General features: G+C 57.9%; 11 protein-coding genes and 2 pseudogenes. 6 read left to right on the top strand and 7 right to left on the bottom strand.

All coding sequences use genetic code 11. The features are described from left to right. Positions 1 to 216: 216 nt before the first annotated feature. Positions 217 to 1,053: a CvfB family protein gene (locus tag AD659_RS08430; RefSeq protein ID WP_053120181.1), complete on the bottom strand. Its 837-nt coding sequence runs from the start codon at positions 1,051 to 1,053 to the stop codon at positions 217 to 219. Between the two features lie 339 nt (positions 1,054 to 1,392). Here AD659_RS08430 and AD659_RS08425 point away from each other — a divergent pair, with 339 nt between their 5' ends. The 3 genes from AD659_RS08425 (at position 1,393) to AD659_RS08415 (ending at position 3,435) form a co-directional block, all read left to right on the top strand. Then, entirely contained in the window at positions 1,393 to 1,581 is a 189-nt protein-coding gene (locus AD659_RS08425; RefSeq protein WP_018607615.1) for a hypothetical protein, read from the top strand. 195 nt (positions 1,582 to 1,776) lie between these two features. Then, positions 1,777 to 2,487, top strand: coding sequence for a TorF family putative porin (locus tag AD659_RS08420; RefSeq protein ID WP_053120179.1), 711 nt, complete (start codon positions 1,777 to 1,779; stop codon positions 2,485 to 2,487). 81 nt (positions 2,488 to 2,568) lie between these two features. Continuing rightward, positions 2,569 to 3,435 carry a DUF6279 family lipoprotein gene (locus tag AD659_RS08415; RefSeq protein ID WP_053120177.1) on the top strand — a complete coding sequence of 289 codons (867 nt, stop codon included), beginning with the start codon at positions 2,569 to 2,571 and terminating at the stop codon, positions 3,433 to 3,435. A 135-nt stretch (positions 3,436 to 3,570) separates the two neighbouring features. On the opposite strand, the gene AD659_RS08410 is transcribed toward AD659_RS08415, so the two are convergent. Next, positions 3,571 to 3,963, bottom strand: a complete 393-nt coding sequence (locus AD659_RS08410) for a hypothetical protein (protein WP_053120175.1) — start codon at positions 3,961 to 3,963, stop codon at positions 3,571 to 3,573. A 185-nt stretch (positions 3,964 to 4,148) separates the two neighbouring features. On the opposite strand from AD659_RS08410, the gene AD659_RS08405 reads away from it, so the two are divergent. From AD659_RS08405 to AD659_RS08395, 3 genes and pseudogenes are all read left to right on the top strand, one after another. Beyond that, positions 4,149 to 4,880, top strand: a complete 732-nt coding sequence (locus tag AD659_RS08405; protein ID WP_053120174.1) for a DUF899 domain-containing protein — start codon at positions 4,149 to 4,151, stop codon at positions 4,878 to 4,880. 409 nt (positions 4,881 to 5,289) lie between these two features. Beyond that, on the top strand, positions 5,290 to 5,562 hold the full coding sequence (locus tag AD659_RS08400) for a hypothetical protein (RefSeq protein ID WP_053120172.1): 273 nt from the start codon (positions 5,290 to 5,292) through the stop codon (positions 5,560 to 5,562). Positions 5,563 to 5,614: 52 nt separating this feature from the next. Then, a pseudogene (locus tag AD659_RS08395) lies at positions 5,615 to 5,776 on the top strand (helix-turn-helix domain-containing protein); the annotation flags it as partial. 240 nt (positions 5,777 to 6,016) lie between these two features. Here AD659_RS08395 and AD659_RS08390 read toward each other — a convergent pair. The 5 genes and pseudogenes from AD659_RS08390 to AD659_RS08385 all read right to left on the bottom strand — a co-directional run bounded on the left by AD659_RS08390 (position 6,017) and on the right by AD659_RS08385 (position 22,193). Beyond that, the gene (locus AD659_RS08390; protein ID WP_231987733.1) at positions 6,017 to 6,196 is read right to left on the bottom strand and encodes a hypothetical protein; all 180 of its coding nucleotides are present in this window, start codon (positions 6,194 to 6,196) and stop codon (positions 6,017 to 6,019) included. A 65-nt stretch (positions 6,197 to 6,261) separates the two neighbouring features. Then, a complete protein-coding gene (locus tag AD659_RS29130) occupies positions 6,262 to 6,963 on the bottom strand; it encodes a transposase (RefSeq protein ID WP_082343534.1) in 702 nt (233 codons plus the stop codon). A gap of 63 nt (positions 6,964 to 7,026) precedes the next feature. Further along, positions 7,027 to 7,155: pseudogene (locus AD659_RS29125) on the bottom strand (transposase domain-containing protein); the annotation flags it as partial. 135 nt (positions 7,156 to 7,290) lie between these two features. After that, a complete protein-coding gene (gene imm45, locus AD659_RS29120) occupies positions 7,291 to 7,629 on the bottom strand; it encodes an Imm45 family immunity protein (RefSeq protein ID WP_197676978.1) in 339 nt (112 codons plus the stop codon). Next, the gene (locus tag AD659_RS08385; RefSeq protein ID WP_082343533.1) at positions 7,629 to 22,193 is read right to left on the bottom strand and encodes a hemagglutinin repeat-containing protein; all 14,565 of its coding nucleotides are present in this window, start codon (positions 22,191 to 22,193) and stop codon (positions 7,629 to 7,631) included. The genes imm45 and AD659_RS08385 overlap by 1 nt, the downstream gene beginning before the upstream one ends. Positions 22,194 to 22,203 lie beyond the last annotated feature (10 nt).

Raw genomic sequence — 22,203 nt, 5'->3', positions numbered from 1 at the left:
TACAGAGATGAGCGCCCGTGGCGAGGGAGCTTGCTCCCGCTGGGCTATGTAGGAGCTGGCGAAGCCTGCGATCTTTTGATTTTGATCTTTCGCTCGGGACTCAATTGGCGCTGGAAAAGATCGCAGCCTCGTTACACTCGACAGCTCCTACACAGCTCCTACACAGCTCCTACAGCCCAGCGGGAGCAAGCTCCCTCGCCACAGGGAGGCGTGCAGTTAGATCAATTCAATGCGATCGGCATGAATGACAATCTGCCCATTCTTGTACAGCGCACCAATGGCCTTCTTGAAGTTGCCCTTGCTCACGCCGAACAGGCTGCTGATCAGTGCCGGATCACTCTTGTCGCTGACCGCCAGCGTGCCGCTGTTCTCGCGCAACTTGGCGAGGATCTTCGCATTCAGGCTGGTGGCCGCTTCCTGGCCGACAGGCTGCAGGCTCAGGCTGATCTTGCCGTCCGGGCGGATTTCCTTGATGAAGCCTTTTTCCTGTTTACCCGCGCGCATGAACTTGAAGATTTCATTCTTGTGGATCAGGCCCCAGTGCTTGTTATTGATGATCGCCTTGAACCCCATGTCGGTGGCTTCGGCGACCAGCAAATCCACTTCCTGGCCCGGCGTGTAGTTGGCCGGGGTTTTGTCCAGGTAACGATCCAGGCGCGCCGTGGCAGTGATGCGGCGGGTGTGCTTGTCGAGGTAGACGTGCACCACGCAGTATTCGCCGGCGGTCATCTGGCGTTTTTCTTCGGAGTACGGCAGCAACAGGTCCTTGGGCAGGCCCCAGTCCAGGAACACGCCGATGCTGTTGACCTCAACCACTTTCAGGCTGGCGAACTCACCGACCTGGACCTTGGGTTTTTCCGTGGTGGCGATCAGTTTGTCGTCGCTGTCCAGATAAATGAAAACATTGAGCCAATCTTCATCTTCGCTGGGAATATCCTTGGGAATATATCGATTGGGCAGCAGGATTTCGCCGTCCGCACCGCCGTCCAGATATAAACCGAAGTTAGTGTGTTTAACCACTTGCAAACTGTTGTAGCGCCCGACTAAAGCCATTTCCAATACCCTCATTGCGTGGGCGGCATTCTACCCGGTTTTGCGGCACGATTCGTGGCCGCCGGCAAGGTTTGCCGACAAGGCCCGGCACAACCCTTGATTTTCCTGGGTTTTCGCCCCAGGGGCGGCCATTCGTCAGGCCGGCGACCGTGCGTACCGTCCGCGCCTGGTGCGATATTTTTCTCACGGTTGTTATTTAAAACAGCGACTTAGGGCAATTATTTCCGAATAACGGCTGAAGGCTCCCATCACGACAACGATCATTCAGAAGGATATTTGCCAAGCAATTGTCAAGTATTTCCTGTACGATGCCTGGCCCAATTAATTATCTACAGGTTAATGGCCGTCATGCGCGTAAAAGCATCCAACAGCAAAGCAAAGCCAGCTCCAGCCGTTGAAACCAGCGAGTCGATCAACGACCAGATCGCTGCGTTCCTCAAGTCCGGCGGCGAGATCCAGCAAATTGCCAAAGGCGTCAGCGGCCAGACATTCGGCCCGTCCAAGCAGATCAGCCTGGGCAAGAAGTAACCTGCGCGTCACCTGGTCCCAAAGCGCTTTGAGCTTCGAAGCGCTTGGACTGGAACCCTCCCCCGCCCCACCCATTTCCGATGAATCGACGAACGGCCTTCGCTGCCGAGCATTCGCCGGTATGCTTGCACCTCTCTAGCCCAAGCGTTTCAGCTCAATTACCGATCCTGCTTCTCGCTTTTCATGGAGTGAAGCATGCGCGCCCCTACCGTTCTGCTGATGATCAGCCTGCTGACCTGTTCCCTCGCCCAAGGGCAGGTGTTCCAGCGCGAACTCGGCGACTTCGACCTCAAGCTCGGCACCACCCCCAGCCGCAGCATGGCCCAGGGCCTGGTCACGCCGTCGAGCACCGGTTCGTTTCATGGCGGCCTTGACCTGAGCCACGACAGCGGCTGGTACGTCGGCCAGTGGTCACCCAGCGCCGGCCTATCCGCCGATCTGGAGGTCGATTCCTACATGGGTTTTAAACAACCCTTCGACCAGACCCTGGGCTACGAAGTCGGCCTGATCCATTACAGCTACCCCACCGTCGATACCCTCGACAGCCAGGAGTTCTACGGCGGCCTGACCGTGCTCGGCAGCCGTTTCGGCGCGGCCCTGAGCAACGATCCGGACAAACAGAACAGCACACTGTTTGCCGACCTGGGCGGCAACGTGCCGTTTGGCATTGGCATCAGCGCCAAATACACCACCCACCAGCTCAACACGCCAGTCTCGGTCGAGAACGGCTACGTAGGCAGTTTCAGCGACTGGTCATTGAAAATTTCCCGTCCGTGGAAGGGCATCGACCTGGACCTGATCTACAGCGACTCAAGCCTCAGCGGCAGCAGTTGCTCGGCATACTCCGGCCACAACAGCGAATGCGACAGCCTGCTGACCCTCAAGATGGCCCACCCTTTTTACTAAGCGTTACGCATTTAATCGGCTGAACTGCCGCGCGTCTGCGATGCTCCAACAAAGCACCTATGCCTTCGCAAGGACTCGCTCATGTCGCGCTGGTTAACCCGCACTGCCATGCTCATCGCCCTGCTGCTGGCCGTCACCGCCTGCAGTCGTATCGGCCTGGCCTATCGCAACCTCGACCTGATCATTCCCTGGACGCTTAACGATTACCTGGAGATCAACGGCGAGAAAAAGGACTGGTTCAACGAACGTCTCAAGGAACACCTGAGCTGGCATTGCACCACGCAACTGCCCGGCTACCTCGACTGGCTGGATCGCCTCAAGACCATGGTGCAGACCGACCAGGTAACTGACGAGGCCCTGCAACAACGCACCCTGGAAGCCAAGGCCGCCATCGCCGAAACCGCCCGGGCAATCACTCCCTCGGCCATCGAACTGCTGCAAGGCCTGAGCGACGACCAAGTCGATGACATGGACGCCGCCTTCGTCAAGGACCAGCGCAAACGCCAGCAGCAATACCTCAAGCCGACGTTGCAGGAGCAGATCCAACAACGCAGCGAACGCATGGAAAAACGCCTGAACGACTGGCTCGGCCCGCTCAACATCGCCCAACGCCAGCGCGTCGTGGCGTGGTCCACCGCCCTCGGCGACCAGAACCAGCAATGGATCGCCAACCGCGCCCACTGGCAAAACCAGTTCAGCGAAGCCGTGGCCCAACGCCACAGCCCCGACTTCCCCAAACGCATCGAGCAGTTGCTGGTCAACCGCGAAAGCCTCTGGACGCCCGCCTACCGAGAAGCCTTCAGCAAAACCGAAGCCCAGGCCCGCAGCCTGCTGGTGGACCTGATGGCCGAAAGCACCCCACCCCAGCGCGAACGGCTGCTGAAGAAAATCGACGGGGTGAAGAAGGATTTCACTGACTTGAAGTGCCTGAAAGCAACACAGCCCTGAAGCCCACCACAGATCCATCTGTGGGAGCGAGCCTGCTCGCGATAGCATTCTGACAGGCAACTCATCTATGACTGTCAGGCCGCTATCGCGAGCAGGCTCGCTCCCACATTTGGAATCAGTGCCGACCTGTACCTGTCAGGCAATCTGCGCCTTAGAAGCCAAATCATCAAAGGTAAACTCATCCAGCGCATCCTCCTGCTCATCCAAAACCTGGCGCGGATGATCATTGCCCGGGATGCTGCTATCAATCAGGCTCAACAACCGCGAGCCCCGCGGCGTCAGCACAAAATTCTCGCCGTTGCCGCCCTCTTCCTCCGGCCGCGGCTCGATATAGCCACGCTCCAGCAGCACCTTTTCATACTCCCCGGCGAGCGCCTTCAGATGATCGAGGTTCTCGATCGCCTCGCCTGCGGCTGCTTTCTCCGCCGCGTACAGCTCCGCATAAGGTCGAGGGGTAAAGCTGTGGCCGGCGCCGTTCTGCACTTCGTGCAACAACCGTTCGATCAAGTCCCAGTTATAAGTCGTCATCCTGGTCCATCCTCCAAAGAGTGAGATGCCTACCTAGGTTGTGACCGAGGCGCCGCGCCGCCGTTCAGCCGGGTTTCCGGGCGGTCTCAACCTTGAGCCGACCAACGGCCTGTCGAATTGCTCCGAGGCCAAACGACCAACTGTTGAAGGCCGATTTCACGGCTCTGACCACAGGAGAAACCACCATGAACGTAGAGAACCATCCAGTCGTCTCGCGGGAAGAATGGCTCGCCGCCCGCCGCGAACACCTGGCCCACGAAAAAGCCTTCACCCGCGAACGGGACAAACTCAGCGCCGAACGCCGCGCCCTGCCCTGGGTAAAAATCGACAAACCCTACCGCTTCCAAGGCCCCCACGGCGAACTGAGCCTGGCCGACCTGTTCGGCGGCCGCAGCCAACTGATCATCTACCACTTCATGTTCGGCCCCGGCTGGACAGAAGGCTGCCAGGGCTGCTCTTTCCTCTCCGACCACATCGACGGCGCCAACCAACACCTGGCCCACCACGACGTGGCCGTGGTCGCCGTCTCCCGCGCCCCCTACGCCGAATTCCAGCCCTTCAAACGCCGCATGGGCTGGGCCTTCGACTGGGTCTCGTCGGAAGGCTGCGACTTCAACTACGACTTCGGCGTCAGCCTCAAAACCGAAGACACCGCCGCTGGAAAAGCCACCTACAACTACGAACAAACCGACACCACCGAAGGCGAACTCCCAGGCCTGAGCGTCTTCTATCGCAACGAAGCCGGCGACATCTTCCACACCTACTCCACCTACGCTCGCGGTTTGGACATCCTGGTCGGCACTTACAACTACCTCGACCTGACGCCCAAAGGCCGCAACGAAGACGAAATCATGGACTGGGTGCGGCATCACGATAAATACGAAGAGGCCAAGCCCCATGGCTGCTGCCACAGTTGATGCGCCAGCCAGCCCAGTCGAGCGCGATCCCGTGGCGAGGGCGCTTGCTCCCGCTCGACTGCGCAGCAGTCGCCCGCTTTAAGCCGACAAATGCCAGGCCAAACGTCCTACATGAAGCTCGGAAAGCGGTGTCTTGTGGCAGTGGAGCAGGCCAGCCTATAGTCCCTCGTCGCCCAAAAAGGCGATTCGGGTTTGGCGACTCGATTACAGAGAATGCGAAAGCTACCAGCTGATTGCAGGTACCGACGCACCCGCAAAGCCGCTATATTCCACGGCGGCTGTGCGCGGGAGATCTTCTGATCTGCCGGTTTTCTCTGTAACCGGTTCGCCAACCTGCGCACAGCCACCACCCAATCGTTTGGCGACGACTGAGTGATGGCTTTCAGCCAATCAAACAGAGATCTTCAAAATGAATCGATACATGCCCATCACTGGCATCGACTGCGTCCCCGCAACGTTGCTCATCGATACCGAAGCCCCGCTCGATGTTCTCTTCGAAACCGCCGACTACCGCATCCGCACCGTGACTCAACTGCTGGAAAACATCGCCTTCCGCACGGATATCAGCTCCGATACGGTAGTGCTTTCGGACTTTTGCAAGATGCTGACGATAGCGTTGCGCGATGGGTGTGATGTGATGGACGTGATTGGGAGGCGGCTGCGAGCGCAAGCTGCTGAATAACGAAAACGGGCGACCTTTGGGTCGCCCGTTTTTCACATACGCGGAGAGCAACATGATTGAGATCTTTACAGAGTTTGACCCCGCAGAATATCTCAGCACTCCAGAGGCCATTGCGGAGTTCATGAGAGATGCCCGGGAAACCGACGATGCAAGCTACATCGCCAAAGCGATGGGAGTATTCGCACGCGCCAAGAGGATGACCGAACTGTCCAAGGGATGAATCACACGAAAGCGAGCTTTCCTACCTGCAACAAATCAACATCCTCGCGAGCAAACCCGCAGATCGGGGCTCTTGGGTACCAACCAAGTTTCACATCTAAAATCTACACAGATATGTGGTCTGCCCCTGAAGAACCGTAGTCCAAGGTCCGCCTTTTTTTGCAGGTATATCAGCTAGTTAGCCGTTAAGTAAGTGCCATTCAAATCTGTCCCCTTTTTCACGCGGTTCTCACAGCTACAGCTGCCAAAATGTCAGACAAACCCCATATTCATCCAGAAGATCATCAGCAGTTTCGAACTGAAATACCTTATCCGGAAAACAGTCAGATAATGCATCGCTCCAATACTTGGCGATCTGCTTGGCAAATAAATGACAAAGGCGATAATCTTCCTCCGCCAGACCGACCTTAAACATGGGTCGACTAGGCGCTTCTTCCCACTTTGAAAAGAACTGATTTATTGCGAAAAAAGGGGACAGATTTATTTTTCCAAATCAATCCTTGGCCGGCCCTGCCCTCGCTGCTCTATTCGTACACCAACAATCCGCTCTACCTCGTCCACAAAACGGCTCGTCCCCGTTAACTGGCCTCGCTGCAAAGCATCTCTAATCAATCCGATCTCATCCGCTGGAACGGCTTGGCGTACGAACGCCTCATACCGACGACAACGCTCCGCAGTTGTATTACCCAGAGCAACAAAGCATGGATCAGCATCCAGCCAATGGCCGTCTGGCACATTACCTACCCGGGCTCGATAACTCGACCATGGGTAATCCGCAGCATCAGCCACCATACGAGCCCGTACAGGATTCAGCTCGATGTAACGGCAACAGGCAAGCAAGTAAGAATCCGACTGCACCACACTGGATTTGTAACGGCTTTCCCATAAAGTGCCTGAACGCCCCTCCAACCGATTGCGGTAGCGCGTCGCACGTGCCGCCAGAACCTTCATCAACTGCCCCAACCCAGCGACCGACTCCCCCGGAGCCAGCAACAGATGGACATGGTTGGTCATCAGGCAATAGGCGTAGACCTTTACGCCAAATGCATCCTTAAGCTCACGCAGATCCGTAAGGTAGCGTTGATAATCCTCGGCGACGGCAAACACCACCTGACGGTTATGACCGCGTTGTACGATATGGTGTGGGTAATTCGGTAAAACAATACGTCCCATCCTGGGCATATGTGATTCCTCCTCCGTGGAAGCTTTCAGCGTAGCAAAAAATCAAAAAATAAATCTGTCCCCTTTTTCCAGTACGTGGCGTAGCCACGCATAAGGCTCTTGACCATTTGCTTTGGCGGTCTCGATCAAACTGTAGAGCTGCGCACTGGCTGCCGCGCCCTTGGGCATATCGCTGAACACATTTTCCTTTTTGGTGGACGAGAGCATTTAGAAAAACTCGAGCAGGCCCTGCGCAACGGGGTGCATTATCAGCCGCAGAGCCTGGAGTAGATTTGTGGGCCCCCCTCAGGATCCGATCCCGATTAACAACCATAACCAGCCAACACTTTAACGATCTATCAAATCAGAAGGAATCTCTGCTTGCTTAAATAAATAAACCTTCTCAACAGGGCAGTCGGGATATATCCATTTTGCCCAATTTTCAACCAGCCACTCTCTCGAGATTTCTCGAGTACCTGAAAAGCGACTTTCAACAGGCAAGCGCACCACTAAAAGCCCTGCCTTATTACCGGAGGCAACAGCAATAGAATGCCCGTATTGGTCGTCTGGGATATCAACGACCATGAAATCTACGATTTCCTCATACGGCCATCGAGCAGGGAGTCGAAATATCTGCCCACGAGTTACCGCCGGAGCCAAACTATCGACTAATTTTATACCTTTCATTACTTAACCCTCAAATCATGCCCACCAGATGTGTCCTTTGAATTAGGGACAGCAACCAAATCAAAATAAAACTCGCTAACGTGTTTTCCTGTTTTGCCATGCACCTGCTCCAGCCTACCATGCTGAGTGTCCAAAGCATAAAGGAACCCGTCTCCCGTCGTATACACGTCTCGATCGTTTATTCTTGTTAGGCGATTATCTTTCTTCCAGCCTAATGCCTTAGCCAACTCCCTCCCCCTGCTTTTTACAACCGCGACCCTTTCATCGTAGGGAAGACCAACTAGGCTCTTCTCAAAATCTTCCGCGGACTGCCCCCAAGGTAAACTGTAAAGAATACCCGGCGAGGGATTGTCAACAGAAGGATTGGTATAACTGGTGCCTCCCCCCTCAACAATCGGACTACCATCGGTACTGCCTGGCACAGAAGGTAGATCAACTCCATCTCCGATGCTTACAGGATGAAGTACATCGGTATCTTCTGCCGGGTAGTCTAGTATCCCGTATTTAGGATCAAGCAATTTAACTGGAAAGGTGGTGCCAAATATGAAGAGCCAAAGCTCCGCCGACAACGAAAGTTGTTGTTGCCCTGCGTAACCGGCCTCGTCCAAAGAGGCTACAACCGAATTCGCCACCACCCGCAAGTTTTCTTGGTTTTGTGGCGAGTTTTCGGTTGAAAGCAACGCCGCCCCCAAAGCGGCAATGGCGCCGCCGGCCACCAGGGGTATTGGTACAAAATTCGAGACTTCAGGATGAGGATTCTGCATGTTTTGGAGCAACACCAACATCCGGTACGCCTGATCGGGATTTTGACCTGCCATATCGGCTATCTTTTTCGCAAGGGCCTGCACCTCAGCCGTTTCAGCACCGTTAGTAATATCCCGTAATGCATCGCCCGCGACTACTTCTCTGCGCTCGGCATCACGACTACCCAACTGCCGTTTAAAGGCTCGGATTGCAGTGACTTTGTTTGCATCGTCAAAACTATTGCCCACCGCAATATTGGCAGCACCGAAAAGCAAGTCCGTTAAAATATTTAACGATTCAAGACTATTTTCGCCGTAGTTCTCAACGCTTTTTTCCCATGTGTCGAGTGTCTTTTTCGGATCGAGTACCGCGTCGACAGAAGTACTGGACGCATACAGCTCCGTCCGATGCTCCTTATCCCTAGTAATTTCGTACGCCTTGCTCACATCCCGATTGAGCCCCGCAGTTGAGGCCGTACCCGTGACATTGTCGTCACGCACAACAATCTCACCCGCCCCCACCGTGGCGCGGAGAATTTGCTCACGATCCTTGTTGTAGTTGTAACCCTCAAGCGCCCAGCTATTTTTCTCCTTTCCTTCCATGCCCTTGTTGGGTTTGTCGGCTTGCGCTCCACCACCAGTGTTGTAGCTACCGCTGACATTCAGGTAGTAACCGTGCTCATTGTCTTTGCCGGTGATATCGCGGAAACCCAATGTATCGGTATCGAGCTTCAAGTTGCCATTATCAGCAGCCACTACCGCCCCATCCAGCTGCGTATGGTCCTGCGTACGGATGTCGACTTTGTTCTTGCCGCTGATGACTGTCTGGTTCTCGACCCAATTGGTTTTGCCATTGGTCTGGCCGTAACCCACCGAGCCGCTGACGGTTACACCGTAACTTACGGCGACCGTAAGGCTCGCATCGAACTCTTTACCCTCGGCTTTGCCTGTATTCGGCACCGAGGTTACGGTGAGGTTACGACCCACATCACCGATCACCTCATCCCCGCGTAACGTGGCACCAGCAACGGTAGTGTCACGCCCGCTCTCAAAGTTCAGCTGGTTGCCGGCGTAGAGGTACGCCTCTTGCTGCTGGATCCCTTCTCGCTCCAGATTTCCAAGGCCGACATTAACGCTGCCATACACACCAACACCGTCTTGGCCCAGTATGAGGCCGCCTTCAGCTCCCCAACTGCGGCGGCTGCTTTCACTGCTAGAGGCGTTTTGCGCCGACAGGACCTTCAGGTCGTTACCAGCCTTGAGCTTGATATCCCGCTCGGCATTCGCCTCGGTACCGATCAGGGTCAGGTCGTTTTTGGCGTTCAGGTTGATGTCATTACCGGCGTTGAGCTGTGTCGCCGTGGAGGTGCCCTGTGTCGACTCGTCTTTGCCGCCGGCGTTGCTCACCCCGACACCCAATTTGAAACCGCCGGTGGTCCCGCCCTTCACACCGCCTTTGCTTTGGGTTTGACGGCTATCCGTGCTTTCAGCCCCGTGAGCTACATCGAGCGTGATGTTGCGTCCACTGACGTTGATGTCATGTCCAGCGTCGAACCGACTGCCAGCTACATTCACGTCGTTACCGGCCTCAAGGCTGATATCGTTACCGGCCGAAAGACTTGAAGGGCGATTAGTCAGTGATGTTTGGGTCTGACTCTCGCTCGTACTTGAACCGCCAATGTGCCCGTCAAATTTGGGTCCGCTAAAAAACTGATCCAGCGCATCGACAGTTTTCAACACGCTCGACGTTTTGCTGACACCGTCTTCACCCTTACCCGAATCGCCCAAGGTATCCATGGTCTTGCCGAAGTTGTAAGCAACAGTGGTCGTGGTGCCGTTACGTTTTACACTTTCGGTGGTGGTGACTTGATTACGCTCGTTGACGGCAAGGATGTTGATGTCATGAGCCGCTTTCAACTTGATGTCGTTATCGGCCTGGAGGTCAGAACCCAATTGATTGATGTTGTGTCCGGCATCAATCCGTACATCATGCCCTGCTTCGACAAGGCTACCTGCCGCCGTATTGCCGTTGGCATCACGCCCTTTCTTGATCGTTTCATTGCCCACGAACGTGGTAAAGCCGTTGCTATCGACATCCTGCTTGATGCCGTAGCTTTTATCGGTTTTCCAGCTATTGCTCCTGTGTTGATTGGTACCGGCGAGTATGTTCACGTCACGGCCGGCATCAAGCGTCGCATTCCGATCAGCGCTGACGCCACTGCCGACGATGTTGATATCTCGGGCAGCGTCCAGTATGGCATCGTTCCCCGCCGTGATCTGACTGCCGACGCTGGTGTTGCTGACCACTTCGCGGCCTTTTTTATGGGATGCACTCAGGGTAATGTCGGCCCCTGCCCCAGGCGTGCCAGCAAATAGGCCAACCGTGTCCTTGAAAGACAGGCCCACCTTTTTCTTGTATTCCTCGACCCGACTGTAAGCTAGATCATCCGCAGCGGTGAGACTGATGTCGCCGGTCTTATCGACCAAGCCCGCGTGCAACTCTGCATTGTTTTTCGCTGTGATTTCACTCGCTTGCATGCCAATGTCATGGCCGGCAATGACCACCACATCGTTATCAGCGCTCAATTCGCTACCCACTTGAGTCACATGAGTCTGCAACTGACTTTTGCCGCTTTTGGACAGGCCGAACAAACCGGTTTTAGTCTTTTTGCTGTAGGCCCCGCTTTCTTCAGTACCGGAAACTACCGCCACGTCTTCGGTGGCGCCAACGACCAGATCACTGCCGGCCTTCAGCTCGCTACCGATAACCGTGACATTTCGCCCGCCATTCAGACTGACATTGCCATCTCCGTCGACGGATGTGTTAACGGTCAGATCCCGTCCCGCCTCGATGACCGAGGCGACATTGGTACTGCTGTAACTTTGTTTCTCCGTCGTCTTGCTCCGACCGAACGAACCTTTTTTCTTCTTGTAGTAGTAAGAAGAACTTTCATCTTGTGCGGAGGCAATGATGACGTCTTGATCAGCGTCGAGACTGATGTCTTCTTCGGCCTTGATTCGGCTGGCGATAACGCCCAAGTCATTGCCCGCGTAGAGCGCAATATCGCGGCCAGCATTGAGCGAGGAAGCTTGCTGTGTGACGCTGTGTTTTTCCTCCTTGCGTCTTTTGCTGCGGGAAACAAAATCGCTCGTATCGGCGGCCGACGTGATAAGGAGATCGGAGCCCGCGCCCATCTCAATATCGCGTTTGGCATCCAGCCGACTGGCAATGGCTGTCACATCACGCTCAGCGCTAATCGAGAGATCCCGCCCAGATGTAACTTCCGCGCCATGCTGCTTGATGGTCTGGTTGAGGAAGTTGTTGCCTCGCGAAACCGTACTGCGGTCCTGAATGGATGTGATATTCACGTCACGACCGGCAGTGAGCTCCAGATCACGTCCGCTTTGAACAACACCCCCAATGTTGTTGATGTCTCGACCGGTATCGATTTGCAGGTCATTCGCTGCCTCGATTCTGGAAGCGTTATCAAGATAATCGCGATGAGTTGAGTTGTTGCCGAACCGGGTATCGATACCCGTCACATCACGTTGATTGATCACATCCCCGTGGGTGGTGGTCAGGCTCACGTCACGACCGGCAATGATGCCGCCCGATTTGTTGACAAGGTTGTTACCGGCCAGAAGATCAAGTCGACCGCCCGCTTCGATCAGCCCAGCGTTGGTGAGATCGCTGCCCGCTTTAGCGGAAAGTTTATCAGTGGCACGCAATGTACCCGCGTTAGCTAGAGCCTGCCCTGCGATCAGATTGACGTCCCCGCCTTGGATCAACGCACCATTGGGTGCCAAACGGTTATTGGCCTGGGCCATATACAGCACCGGCACCAGCACCTTTTCGCCATTCACTTCGTGCTCTTCGAGCCAGACGATGTCGTGGGTCAGGGCGGCGACTTGTTGGGCGGTGAGGGTGACGCCTACCGACAGGTTGAGGGCGTCCTTGCTGGCGATGGCGTTGTTCATCAGGTACGTGAACATCGCCTCGTCGGAGGTCTGGCCGTCGATGAAGCGTTGGCCGGTGCGGGCGACGACGGCCTGTTGGATGAGTCGTTGTTCGAACAGGCCGTCACCCAACCGCTTGGCGCTGGTGTCCGCGTCGTAGCCGAGTTTCGTCAGCAGATAATCCGAGCTGGTGAATGACTTGAGGTTGGTAAGGACCGGGTTGGTTTCGATCAGGTATTTTTGCGGTTTGGAAGCCACGGTTGTGCTGGGTAGCCCCGTGACCCGCGCCACCGTTTGACCGGTGACAGGCACTGGCGCGCTTACCGAGGCGTCGGTTGGGCGACTGACGCCAATTGGCGGCGTGCCCGAAGTGTCCAGCGCAATGTCGGCGCCACGGGTGATGGTGCCATCGAGGCTATGCCCTGGCAGTTGCGGCGTGCCTGTGGATGAGTCCGTTGGGGCGGTGACCTGAATGGCGGACGCGCCGGCGGTGACGCCGCCGTTGTCACGAGTCAACAACTGCACCTGTCGTTCGGCGGCGGAAACCTGGGTGACATCGGCGATCTCGATGTCGCGCACATTGGTGATCGGCGCGGCGGTGGATCGATTCGATGCGCTCACGCTGGCGCCGCCGATTGTCCAGTTCTGCGCCACGACCGGGGTCTGGGAGGCTGACGTGTCGCTGGCGCCCTGCCCGTTCAGCCGGAACAGGCCGTTTTGCCCGGTGGGGAGGCTGAAGCCGGGGAGTGTCAGGGGGTTTATTTGTTGTTGGGCCAAGTCCGGTGGGAGTTGGCTGTTCAGGGTCACGACCGTGGTTTTGCCTGATCCTGCGGCGGCGGTTGTGGTGTTGCGGGACGACGTTGTGATGCCGGTGGAGAATGGGCGCTCCACACCGTTGGTGATTTTGTTTGTTGCGGTAATGGAGACGTTGCCGCCGGCTTGGATGATGGCTGGGGCAAAACTATCGGATGCGGTAGAAGTAAAAACCTCCTGTTTAAATGGAACAAGTCTTTTTATAAAATCTGGCAACTCGGTCCGAACACCCGAAGAATACTTAGACTCATTAAAAACTACTACTTTTGTTCCTCCACCGCTATAGCTATCAACCATATTAACCACAGGACCAACAATCTGATAATATTCCCTATCTACAGGTTTGTTAGTGGTCATAAAATTACGCGACAGAACAAAACTTTCATTCCCCGCAGCATTCCAAAAACGAATATCCTTATTGTAGCCAGAATCATTGTATAAGTTATAATCCACAACCCTCTGCAACTCTTCCCCATTCTGGATATTATTATAATTTATATATTGATAACTCGTATAGTCCCCCAGCGCCGTGCCGGAATTTTCAAAATTATCGACGACTATAGAAATATCACCTGCAGCTGCAGTAGTTGAGTTTGAATTAAGAAATGACGCACCATTGACAGTTAAATTTCTCCCAGCACTCAATGAGGCCGCCCCTGCGGTAGAGTCCCCGGATATCAAGACACGGTACTGCTGCTTATAGACTAGGTAGTAGGGTATCTGTTCGTATCCATATTGAGGAAGCGAATCACAACTGTTGCAACGAAAGCCCAACGCCGACGAATACAACTCCGCCTCAGTCTTAAAATCCCCCCGCTTATTGATAATCGAATCCGCATTAATGGAAAAATCCCGCCCACTCTCCATGGTGCCCGAATCATTCTCCATCAACGCCGACCGTCCCCCCAGGTCATTGCGCGCTACATCAATGTTCTCTAGGGCATAAACATCCGACTTACGGTTGGTAAAACTCCCCACCCGCAACTTCATGTCCCCACCGCTAAACAAAAACCCACCCTGGTCGTTCAACAAGGTCGAAGCCGTCAGTTTCAAACCATCCGCACCGGCAACCGTCCCATAGTTATTAATGGTGCCCGCAGTGATATTCAGCGCACCCGCCGATGTCAGTCGCCCGTAGCTGTTCAGGCTACCCAGGCCACCGCGCCCACCGATCGTCGTGGTCCCGCCGCCGGTGATACTTGCCACGCTACTCAAGTCGATCGCAGCGGCATCTACCGTCATGTCGCCCAGGCTGGTGACCCGGCCATTGCCGCTGTACCGCCCGGTCAACTGCAAGCTCAGGCCACCATCACTGGCGATCAACCCATTGTTGACCCAATTCCCACCCTTACCTTCCAGTTGCGTCGAAGCCAGCAACTGCCCCGTCGCGGTCTGGGTGAAGTTGTTGACGTCGACCGTCAGCCGTCCGGCCTGGATGGCGCTGGTGTTGGTCCAGGTGTCGGCTTTGAGCGTCAGGCCGCCACGGGTGACGATGTCGCCGCCGGCGCCAGTGACGTTGGCCAGGGAGATGTCGAAGGTGCCGTCGCCCAGGTGCAGCAATTGGCCGCTGCTGTTGAGGAAGCTGTTAGCGGACAGGGTCAGGTGAGTGTTGGCGCTTTCCAGCTTGCCGTTGCGGTTGTCGAAAAGGCTGCCGATCTGGAAATCGGTTTTGCCCGCGCCCCCGAGGGCCCGCAGTTGGCCGGTCTGGTTATCGAGGCTTGCCGCGCTCACCACCAAGGTGCTGTCGCTTTCCAGAATGCCGCCACGGTTGGTCAGGGCGCCGTCCAGATCCAAATGGATGGCGTTGCCGGCGATCTGCCCGGCGGTGTTGTCCAGGCTGGCTCCGGTGCCGGCGACCTTGATCAGTCCAGAGGCATAGAGACCGCCGCTGCGGTTGTTGAAGCTGGCGGTGTCGATGACGACATCGCCGGCCTGCGCGGCGATTCGACCACCGTTGTTGTTCAGCCCGGCCAAGGCGCGCAGGTCCAGGCGTTGGCCTTGAATCACGCCACCCTTGTTGTTCACATCGAAGCCGTTGCGCAGCACGCCCACGGTTCTCGCCTCAAGGGCGCCTTTGAGGCTGGCGAGGGTGCCACCACGGTTGTCGATATTCGCCGCGGTCACGTTGACATCGCCGGTTTGGGCGATGAGCTTGCCGCCCTGGTTATCCAGATTGCCGTCCAGTTCAAGCTTAAGGCCAGTCTGGCCTTGCATCTCACCCTGGCCGTTGGCAAGGGTCGCGGCATCGAGTGCAACGTCGGCCGTCTGGCTGTAGATCAGGCCGTTGTTATGGTTCTGCACGGCCCCGGAGGCAGTAATCACCAGCGCATTTTTCGCGGCGACGGTGCCGGTATTGCTGTTGTCCAGGCTGTCGGTGAGCAAGGTCAACAAACCTTGGCTGGCGATCTGGCCGCCCTGGTTGCTGATCTGTGTGGCGCGTTCGACCCGCAATGGGCCGACGCTGGCAATTTTGCCATTGGTGTTGGTCAGGGCACCAAGCAGATCCAGGGTCACGGCGGCGTTGCCGATCAGGCTGCCGCCGCTGTTGTCCAGTGTGGTCCCGGTAAAGCTCAAGGTTTTTTGCGCGTTGACGGTGCCGCCGGCATTGCCCAGGGTGATGGCGTTCATGACCAGGAGGGCGCCGCTGTCGATCAGGCCGCCCTGGGCGTTGTTGAGCAGACCGCCAGTGACCGTCAGGGTCTGGTCGCTGCCACTGGACAGAATCCCGCCGCTGCTGTTGTCCAGGCTGGCGGCGCTGACGGTGAGTTTTTGCTGACCGACCAGCGCACCGGCGCCACTGTTGAGCAGTGCTCCGCTGAGGGTGACGCCGACGTCGCCATTGCGGCTGGAGAGCGTGCCGTTGTTGCGGTTGTCGAGGCTGGTACCCCTGACGTCCAGCCCCTGCCAGCCAGAGATCAAGCCGTTCTGGTTGATCAGACTGGTGGCGTTGAGGCTAAGCAGGTTGCTGCTGATCAGCTTGCCACCGGTATTATCGAGGGTGCGTCCGGCCAGGGTGAAGCTCTGGCTGCTGGACACTTCACCGCCCTGGTTATTCAGGTCGCGCAGGCCGTTGAGGGTCAACGGACCTTTAGCGGTGATCAAGCCATTGCGATTGTTCAGGTCATGGCCGCCCAGGTTCAGCGTCATGGCCTGTTCGCCCAACAGACGACCACCGTTTTGCGTCAGCGCCGCCAGGGTCAGATTCATGTCGCCCTTGGCCGACACTTCGCCGCCGTTGCTGGAGTCCAGCGAATCGGCCCCGAGGGTGAGGTCGCCTTGGGCATTGATCAGGCCATTGGCGCTGTTGTTCAGGGCCATGGCATTGAGGACCAAAGCACCGCCCGCCAGCACACTGCCGCCCTGGTTGTTCAGGTCGCCGCTGTTGAGCGTGAGCAACTGCGCGGCGCTGATCAGGCCTTGAGCTTGGTTATCCAGTTGCTGATCGACCGTCAGGATCAGATTGCCACGACTGGTGAGCGTGCCGCCGTTGTTGTTCAGGCTTTGAGCATGAGTATCGACGCTGGCCGCACCGATCAGGCCTTTGACGTTGTTCAGCGCCTGGGCGATGCGCAGGGTCAGGCCCTGGTTGCTGAGCAGCCGGCCGCCGTCGTTGTTGAGGTTTTTAGCCGCCAGGGTGAGGGCCAGGGCACTGGAGATTTCGCCGGCCTGGTTGTTCACGCCGCTGAGGTTTTTCAGCAGCAACGCGCCGGGGGCGTTGATCAAGCCGCTCTGGTTGTTGAGCTGGCCGTTGTTCATGTCCAGGCTCAGCGAGGTGTTGCTGAACAGTTGACCGCCCTGTTGATCCAGGCCGGAAACCGAGGCGGTCAACGCGCCTTGGCTGCCGATGCGACCGCCCTCCTGGTTGGTGACCTGGGCAGCGGTGAGATCCAGCGTGCTGCCACTGTTGAGCCGCCCCTTCTGGCTGTTGTCGAACGCACCGGTAGTGACGTTTACCGCGCCTTTAGCGCTGATGTTGCCCTGCTGACGATTGTCCAGTGCCGCGCTGGTAAGCAACAACGCGCCGTCGGTCACCAGTTCGCCGCCCTGGTTGTCGAGACGTCCCAGGCTGTGCACGGTCAGGTCCGCCGCGCTGGACAGGCTGCCGCCGGTGTTGGTCAGGTTGGCGGCGCTGACATTCATCGTGCCTTCGCTGCTGAGTTGGCCCTGGGTGTTGAGCAGATCGCGGCTCAGGTTGATGCGCTGGTTCTGCTGGCTGATCAGGTAGCCGCCGCTGTTGTCTAGGAAGCCGCCATCGAGGCTTAACTGAGTCTTGGCACTGAGCAGGCCCTTGGTGCGGTTGAGCAGTTTATCGACCGTCAGCTTCAGCGCTTGCCCGGCGAACACCTGGCCGCCGTCGCTGTTGTCGAGGTTCTGGCTGAGCAGCGTGACGTCCGCGTTGCCCGACAGCTCACCGCCACGGTTGTCGAGATCGTCAACGTCGAGTTCCAGCGCTTTTGTCGCGCCGATCAAACCGGCCTGACGGTTGTCGAGACTGGCGGCCTTCAGCGTCAGGGCGTCGGTGCTGATCAGCGTGCCCTGGCGGTTATCGAAGCTGTCGAGGGTGGCATCGAGCCCGGTCTTGCCGGCGATATTCCCGGCGCGATTGTCCAGGCGATCAGCGACCAGCAACAGTGCACCGTCGGCAATCAACGAGCCGCGCTGGTTGTCGAACACGGCTGCCACGTTCAGGTCGAGGCGGTCACGACTGCTGATCAGGCCATCGCGGTTGTCCAGGCTGGCGCTGCGGCTGTCCAGGGACGCTGCCGAGATCACGCCACGGGCGTTGTTGAGCACCTGGGCGGTTCTGAGCATCAGGCCTTGGCTGCTCAGCAATTTACCGCCGCTGTTATTGAGGTTTTGCGTGGTCAGGGTGAAGGCTTGCTGGCTGGAGATTTCCCCGTCCTGGTTATTGACGTCCTTGAGGTTGCTCAACAACAACGCACCCGAGGCGTTGATCAGGCCGCCCTGGTTGTTCAACTGACCGTGGTTCAGGTCCAGGCTCAGGCGGGTGTTGCTGAACAGTTCACCTTGCTGCTGATCCAGCCCGGTGACTGACGCGGTCAGGGCTTGGCTGCTGGCAATACGGCCTGAGGCATTGTTTACCTGCGTGGCGTTGAGCGTGAGCGTAGTGCCCGAGGTCAGGCGCCCGCCCTGGCTGTTGTCGAGGGCACCGGTGGTGACTTGGGTCGCGGCCTTGCCCGAGATCAGGCCCTTTTGGCTGTTATCCAGGCTGGCGCTTTCGAGGGTCAACGCGGCGTCGGTGCTGATGGAGCCACCTTGGTTGATCAACGCGCCAGCACTGATGATCGACAACAGAGCGGCGCTGCTCAGGCTGCCCGCGGTGTTATCGAGACTGCCTGCGTCGACACTCAACTCGCCTTCGCTGCTGATCAGCCCCTTGTTGTTCAACAGTGCGTGATCGAGGGTGATCACCAGACCGTTGAGGCTGTTGAGCACGCCTTCGCTGTTGTCCAGCGTGGTGCCGCTCAGGGTCATGCGGCCTTGGGCATGGATCAGCCCTTTGCTCTGGTTGATCAGCTCAGCGACCTTCAATTCCAGGTCAGTGCCGGCGATGAGTTTGCCGCCCTCGCTGTTGTCCAGGCGCTGGCCGCCCACCTTAAGGCCAAGACCTGCGGAGAGTTCGCCCGCGCGGTTGTCGATCTGCCCCACCTGCAGATCCAGCGCTTTTGTAGTGCCGACCAAACCGCCGTTGCGGTTATCCAGCGTGTTGCCGGTCAGGCTCAAGTTGCCTTGGGCCACCAGCGCACCACCCTGCTGTTGCAGGGTATCGATAACGGCGGCGAGGTCGGTTTGGCTGGAAATACGACCGAGGCCGTTCTGCACTTCAGCGGCCTTCAAGGTCAGCGGGCCGACGCTGGTCAGCAGACCCGCGCTGTTGTCCAGACGCGAGCCTTCGAAGGTGACGCTACTTTTGCCCGCGATGACGCCGTTATCACGGTTATCCAGTTGATCGACCGTCAATTGCAGCGCCTTGTCGGCGCGCAGGCTCCCGCCACGGTTGTCGAGCGAATCGCTGTGCAGGGTCAGCAGGTCATTGCCGGCCAGGCGACCGCCGCGGTTGTCGAGGTGGCCGGTTTGCAGGTCAAGCGCGCCTTTGGCAAGCACTTCGCCCTGGTTCTGATTGTCCAGCTGGCCGCTGATGCGCGCGGTCAGGCTGCCGTCGCTGATCAATTGGCCGCCGTTGCTGTTGTTCAGGCTGGCCGTCTTGATATCCACGGCCTTGCCCGAACCGAGCACGCCATTGCGGTTGTCCAGCGCGCCGCCAAGATCAATGCTCAAGGCGCTGTCGCCCAGTACCTGGCCGTTGCTGTTATTCAAGACCATCGCGTTGAGCCGGGTCAGGCCCGCGCTGGAGATTTCGCCGTCAAGGTTGGTCAACGTGCCGTCGATGTTTACGCTCAGGTCCGCATCGCTGCCCAGGTTGCCGCCGCTGTTGTCCAGGCTCGCAGCGCGCACGTCCAGGCCGTTGGCCGAGATCAGGCCCTTGGCGTTATTCAACGCTTGGTCAACGACCAGATCGAGACGCTGCTGACTGACGATCGAACCGGCGCGGTTGTCCAGGCTCGTGGCATTCAGGCTGAACGCCTGGTCGCTGGAGATTTCGCCGTCGCGGTTGTTCACCGCCGCCAGGTTTTTCAACAACAGACTGCCCGGGGTGTTGATCAGCCCGCCCTGGTTATTCAACTGCCCATGGTTGAGGTCGAGGGAAAGGCGGGTGTTGCTGAACAATTGGCCGTTCTGTTGATCAAGGCCAGTGACACTGGCATCCAGGGCTTTGGCACTGGCGATGCGGCCATTGGTGTTATTCACCTGGCCGGCCTTCAATAGCAGCGTATCGCTGCTGATCACGTTGCCGCCGATGTTGCTCAGAGTACCCGCGCTGTCGAGGCTCAACGCACCGATGCCGGAGATCTGGCCGCCGTCGTTATTCATCTCGGCTGCTTTGAGGCTGGCCGTGGTGTCGCTTTTCACGCTGCCCTGGGCGTTGAGCAGTGACCCACCCAGGTTCAGGTTCAGGCCTTGCTGTGCATAAAGCGATCCTTGGCGGTTATCCAGTCGTTGCGCGTCGATCGCCAAGGCCGCCCGTGTGGAAATCAATCCCTTGGTCTGGTTGGTCAAGCGTTCGAGGGTCAGGCGCAAGTCGCCATAGGCGATCAGCTTGCCGCTCTCGCTGTTGTCCAGTTCGGTGCCGAGCAAGGCCAGAACGCCCTGGCTCGACACTTCGCCGCCGCGGTTATCCAGTGCGCCGACGTTGAGGCTGGCTGCCTGGGTGGCGGTGACGACGCCGCCCTGGCGGTTATCCAGGCTCGTCGCGTTGAGGGTCAGCAGCCCGGTCGATGACAGCAACCCGGCCTGATTGAGCAACTGCGCCGAAATGCTGGCGGTGAGCGCTCCGTCACTGAGCAATCGGCCTGCCGTATTGTCCAGTGATGCCGCCGTCAGTTGAACGCTTTTGCTGGCAGAGAGACGTCCGCTGCGGTTGTTCACCTGGCCGCTGGCGTTGATGTCGAGCATCTGCCCCGCCGCCGCCAGACCGGCCACGTTATCCAGCGAAGCGACGCGCAACGTGACGTTGCTCATGCTGTTGAGTTCGCCGCTGTTGTTGTTCAACTGCCCGACATTGGCCGTCAGGTTGCCATTGCTGCTGACGAGGCCCCGGGCGTTGATGAGCTTATCGGCGGTGATGTTCAGCGTCGTGCCGCTCAGCACCCTGCCCTTGTTTTGATTGTCCAGGGTCCCGGCTTTGATCGTCGCGGTTTGCCCGGCGCTCAGGGTGCCGGCCTGGTTACTCAACGTCTGCGCAACATTGGCCGTCAGGTTGCGGCTGGCAATAACGCTGCCGCTGTTGCCGAGGCTCTGCGCCGTGAGGCTCACATCCCCCGTCGCATTGCGCGTCGTATCAGCATTGACCCCCGCTTCAATAATCCCGTTATTGCTCAGTTGCCCAGCCGCATTCAGCGTGATGCTGTCCCGCGCCGCGAGGGTTTGCTGGTTGCTCAAGTTGCCCTGTGTCTGGGCGTTCAGCGTGGTCCCCGCGTAGGCGGCCCCCCGAGCATCGAGGCTGACAGCCTTGACGTTGATGGCGCCGCTGGCCGACGTCTCGGCCAGGCTCAAGTGACCATTGGCATCGAGTTGGATATCGCCGCCGCTGGCGATCAGTTTGCCGTCCAGCTTCACGCCGACGCCGGCCTCGGTGCCCACCAGCTTGATCGCGCCGGCGTACATGCCCCCCAGGGCCGAGGAGTCGATGGCCAGTTGCGGTTTGGCGCTGCCGTCATCGGCGCGGGCTGTGGCGTCGAGGGTATTGGCGTTGACGTCGTTGCGTCCGGCCACAATCGTCAGGTTCTTGGCCTGGATTTCGGCGTTGATCCTGGCGCTGCGGGTGATGATTTCGAAGCGATCAACGTTGTTGGCGTTGAGGCCCGCTCCTTCGATGGCGACGCTGCCCTGGTCCACCTGATAACGATCCAGCCGACCGTTTTCCACCATCGGTTTACCGGTACTCAAGGTCACTTTCGGGCTGTTGATAAAACCGCAACCATTGCAGGTGATGCCATAGGGGTTGGCGACGATGACATGGGCCGACTGCCCCGCCACTTCGGTGTAGCCGCGCAACTGGCTGGGGTTGCCGCCGTTGACCTCGTTGAGAATGGTCGTGGCGGCCGTACCGTTGAGGTTCGGGTTGCCGATAATGATCCCGCCCAGTTGCGTGGACTGCGTGCGGGCGGTGGCGTTGTTGAGGATCACGCCGTTGCTGCCGACGTTGTAATCGCTGAACTGGTTGTGAGACAGGCCGCTGCCATTGGGCTTGGCGATGTTGACGATGGGCACGCCGTTACCCGCCCGGTCCAGGCCGGTGCCCGGCGCGCTGACCACGATGCCGTCGGCCTGGGCCCACATCGGTTGCCAGAACATGACGTTGGCCAACAGGAACGCCAGGCCACGCTTGGGCATGCCCCAGAACTGCTCGCGGGGTTGCAGGGCAGCGGAAGGTTGGCGGGCCAGGAAGGTGTATTGGCGGTCGTCCATGTTCAGGTCT

Source organism: Pseudomonas thivervalensis, from assembly GCF_001269655.1.
In the GTDB taxonomy this organism is placed as follows: domain Bacteria; phylum Pseudomonadota; class Gammaproteobacteria; order Pseudomonadales; family Pseudomonadaceae; genus Aquipseudomonas; species Aquipseudomonas thivervalensis.
This window is presented reverse-complemented; position numbering and strand designations above follow the sequence as displayed.

Coding starts and splice junctions, on each gene's coding strand:
- AD659_RS08410 (WP_053120175.1), bottom strand. CDS start 3,963: ATGACGACTTATAACTGGGACTTGATCGAACGGTTGTTGCACGAAGTG.
- AD659_RS29130 (WP_082343534.1), bottom strand. CDS start 6,963: ATGCCCAGGATGGGACGTATTGTTTTACCGAATTACCCACACCATATC.
- AD659_RS08385 (WP_082343533.1), bottom strand. CDS start 22,193: ATGGACGACCGCCAATACACCTTCCTGGCCCGCCAACCTTCCGCTGCC.
- AD659_RS08405 (WP_053120174.1), top strand. CDS start 4,149: ATGAACGTAGAGAACCATCCAGTCGTCTCGCGGGAAGAATGGCTCGCC.
- AD659_RS08400 (WP_053120172.1), top strand. CDS start 5,290: ATGAATCGATACATGCCCATCACTGGCATCGACTGCGTCCCCGCAACG.
- imm45 (WP_197676978.1), bottom strand. CDS start 7,629: ATGAAAGGTATAAAATTAGTCGATAGTTTGGCTCCGGCGGTAACTCGT.
- AD659_RS08420 (WP_053120179.1), top strand. CDS start 1,777: ATGCGCGCCCCTACCGTTCTGCTGATGATCAGCCTGCTGACCTGTTCC.
- AD659_RS08430 (WP_053120181.1), bottom strand. CDS start 1,053: ATGGCTTTAGTCGGGCGCTACAACAGTTTGCAAGTGGTTAAACACACT.
- AD659_RS08415 (WP_053120177.1), top strand. CDS start 2,569: ATGTCGCGCTGGTTAACCCGCACTGCCATGCTCATCGCCCTGCTGCTG.
- AD659_RS08425 (WP_018607615.1), top strand. CDS start 1,393: ATGGCCGTCATGCGCGTAAAAGCATCCAACAGCAAAGCAAAGCCAGCT.
- AD659_RS08390 (WP_231987733.1), bottom strand. CDS start 6,196: ATGTTTAAGGTCGGTCTGGCGGAGGAAGATTATCGCCTTTGTCATTTA.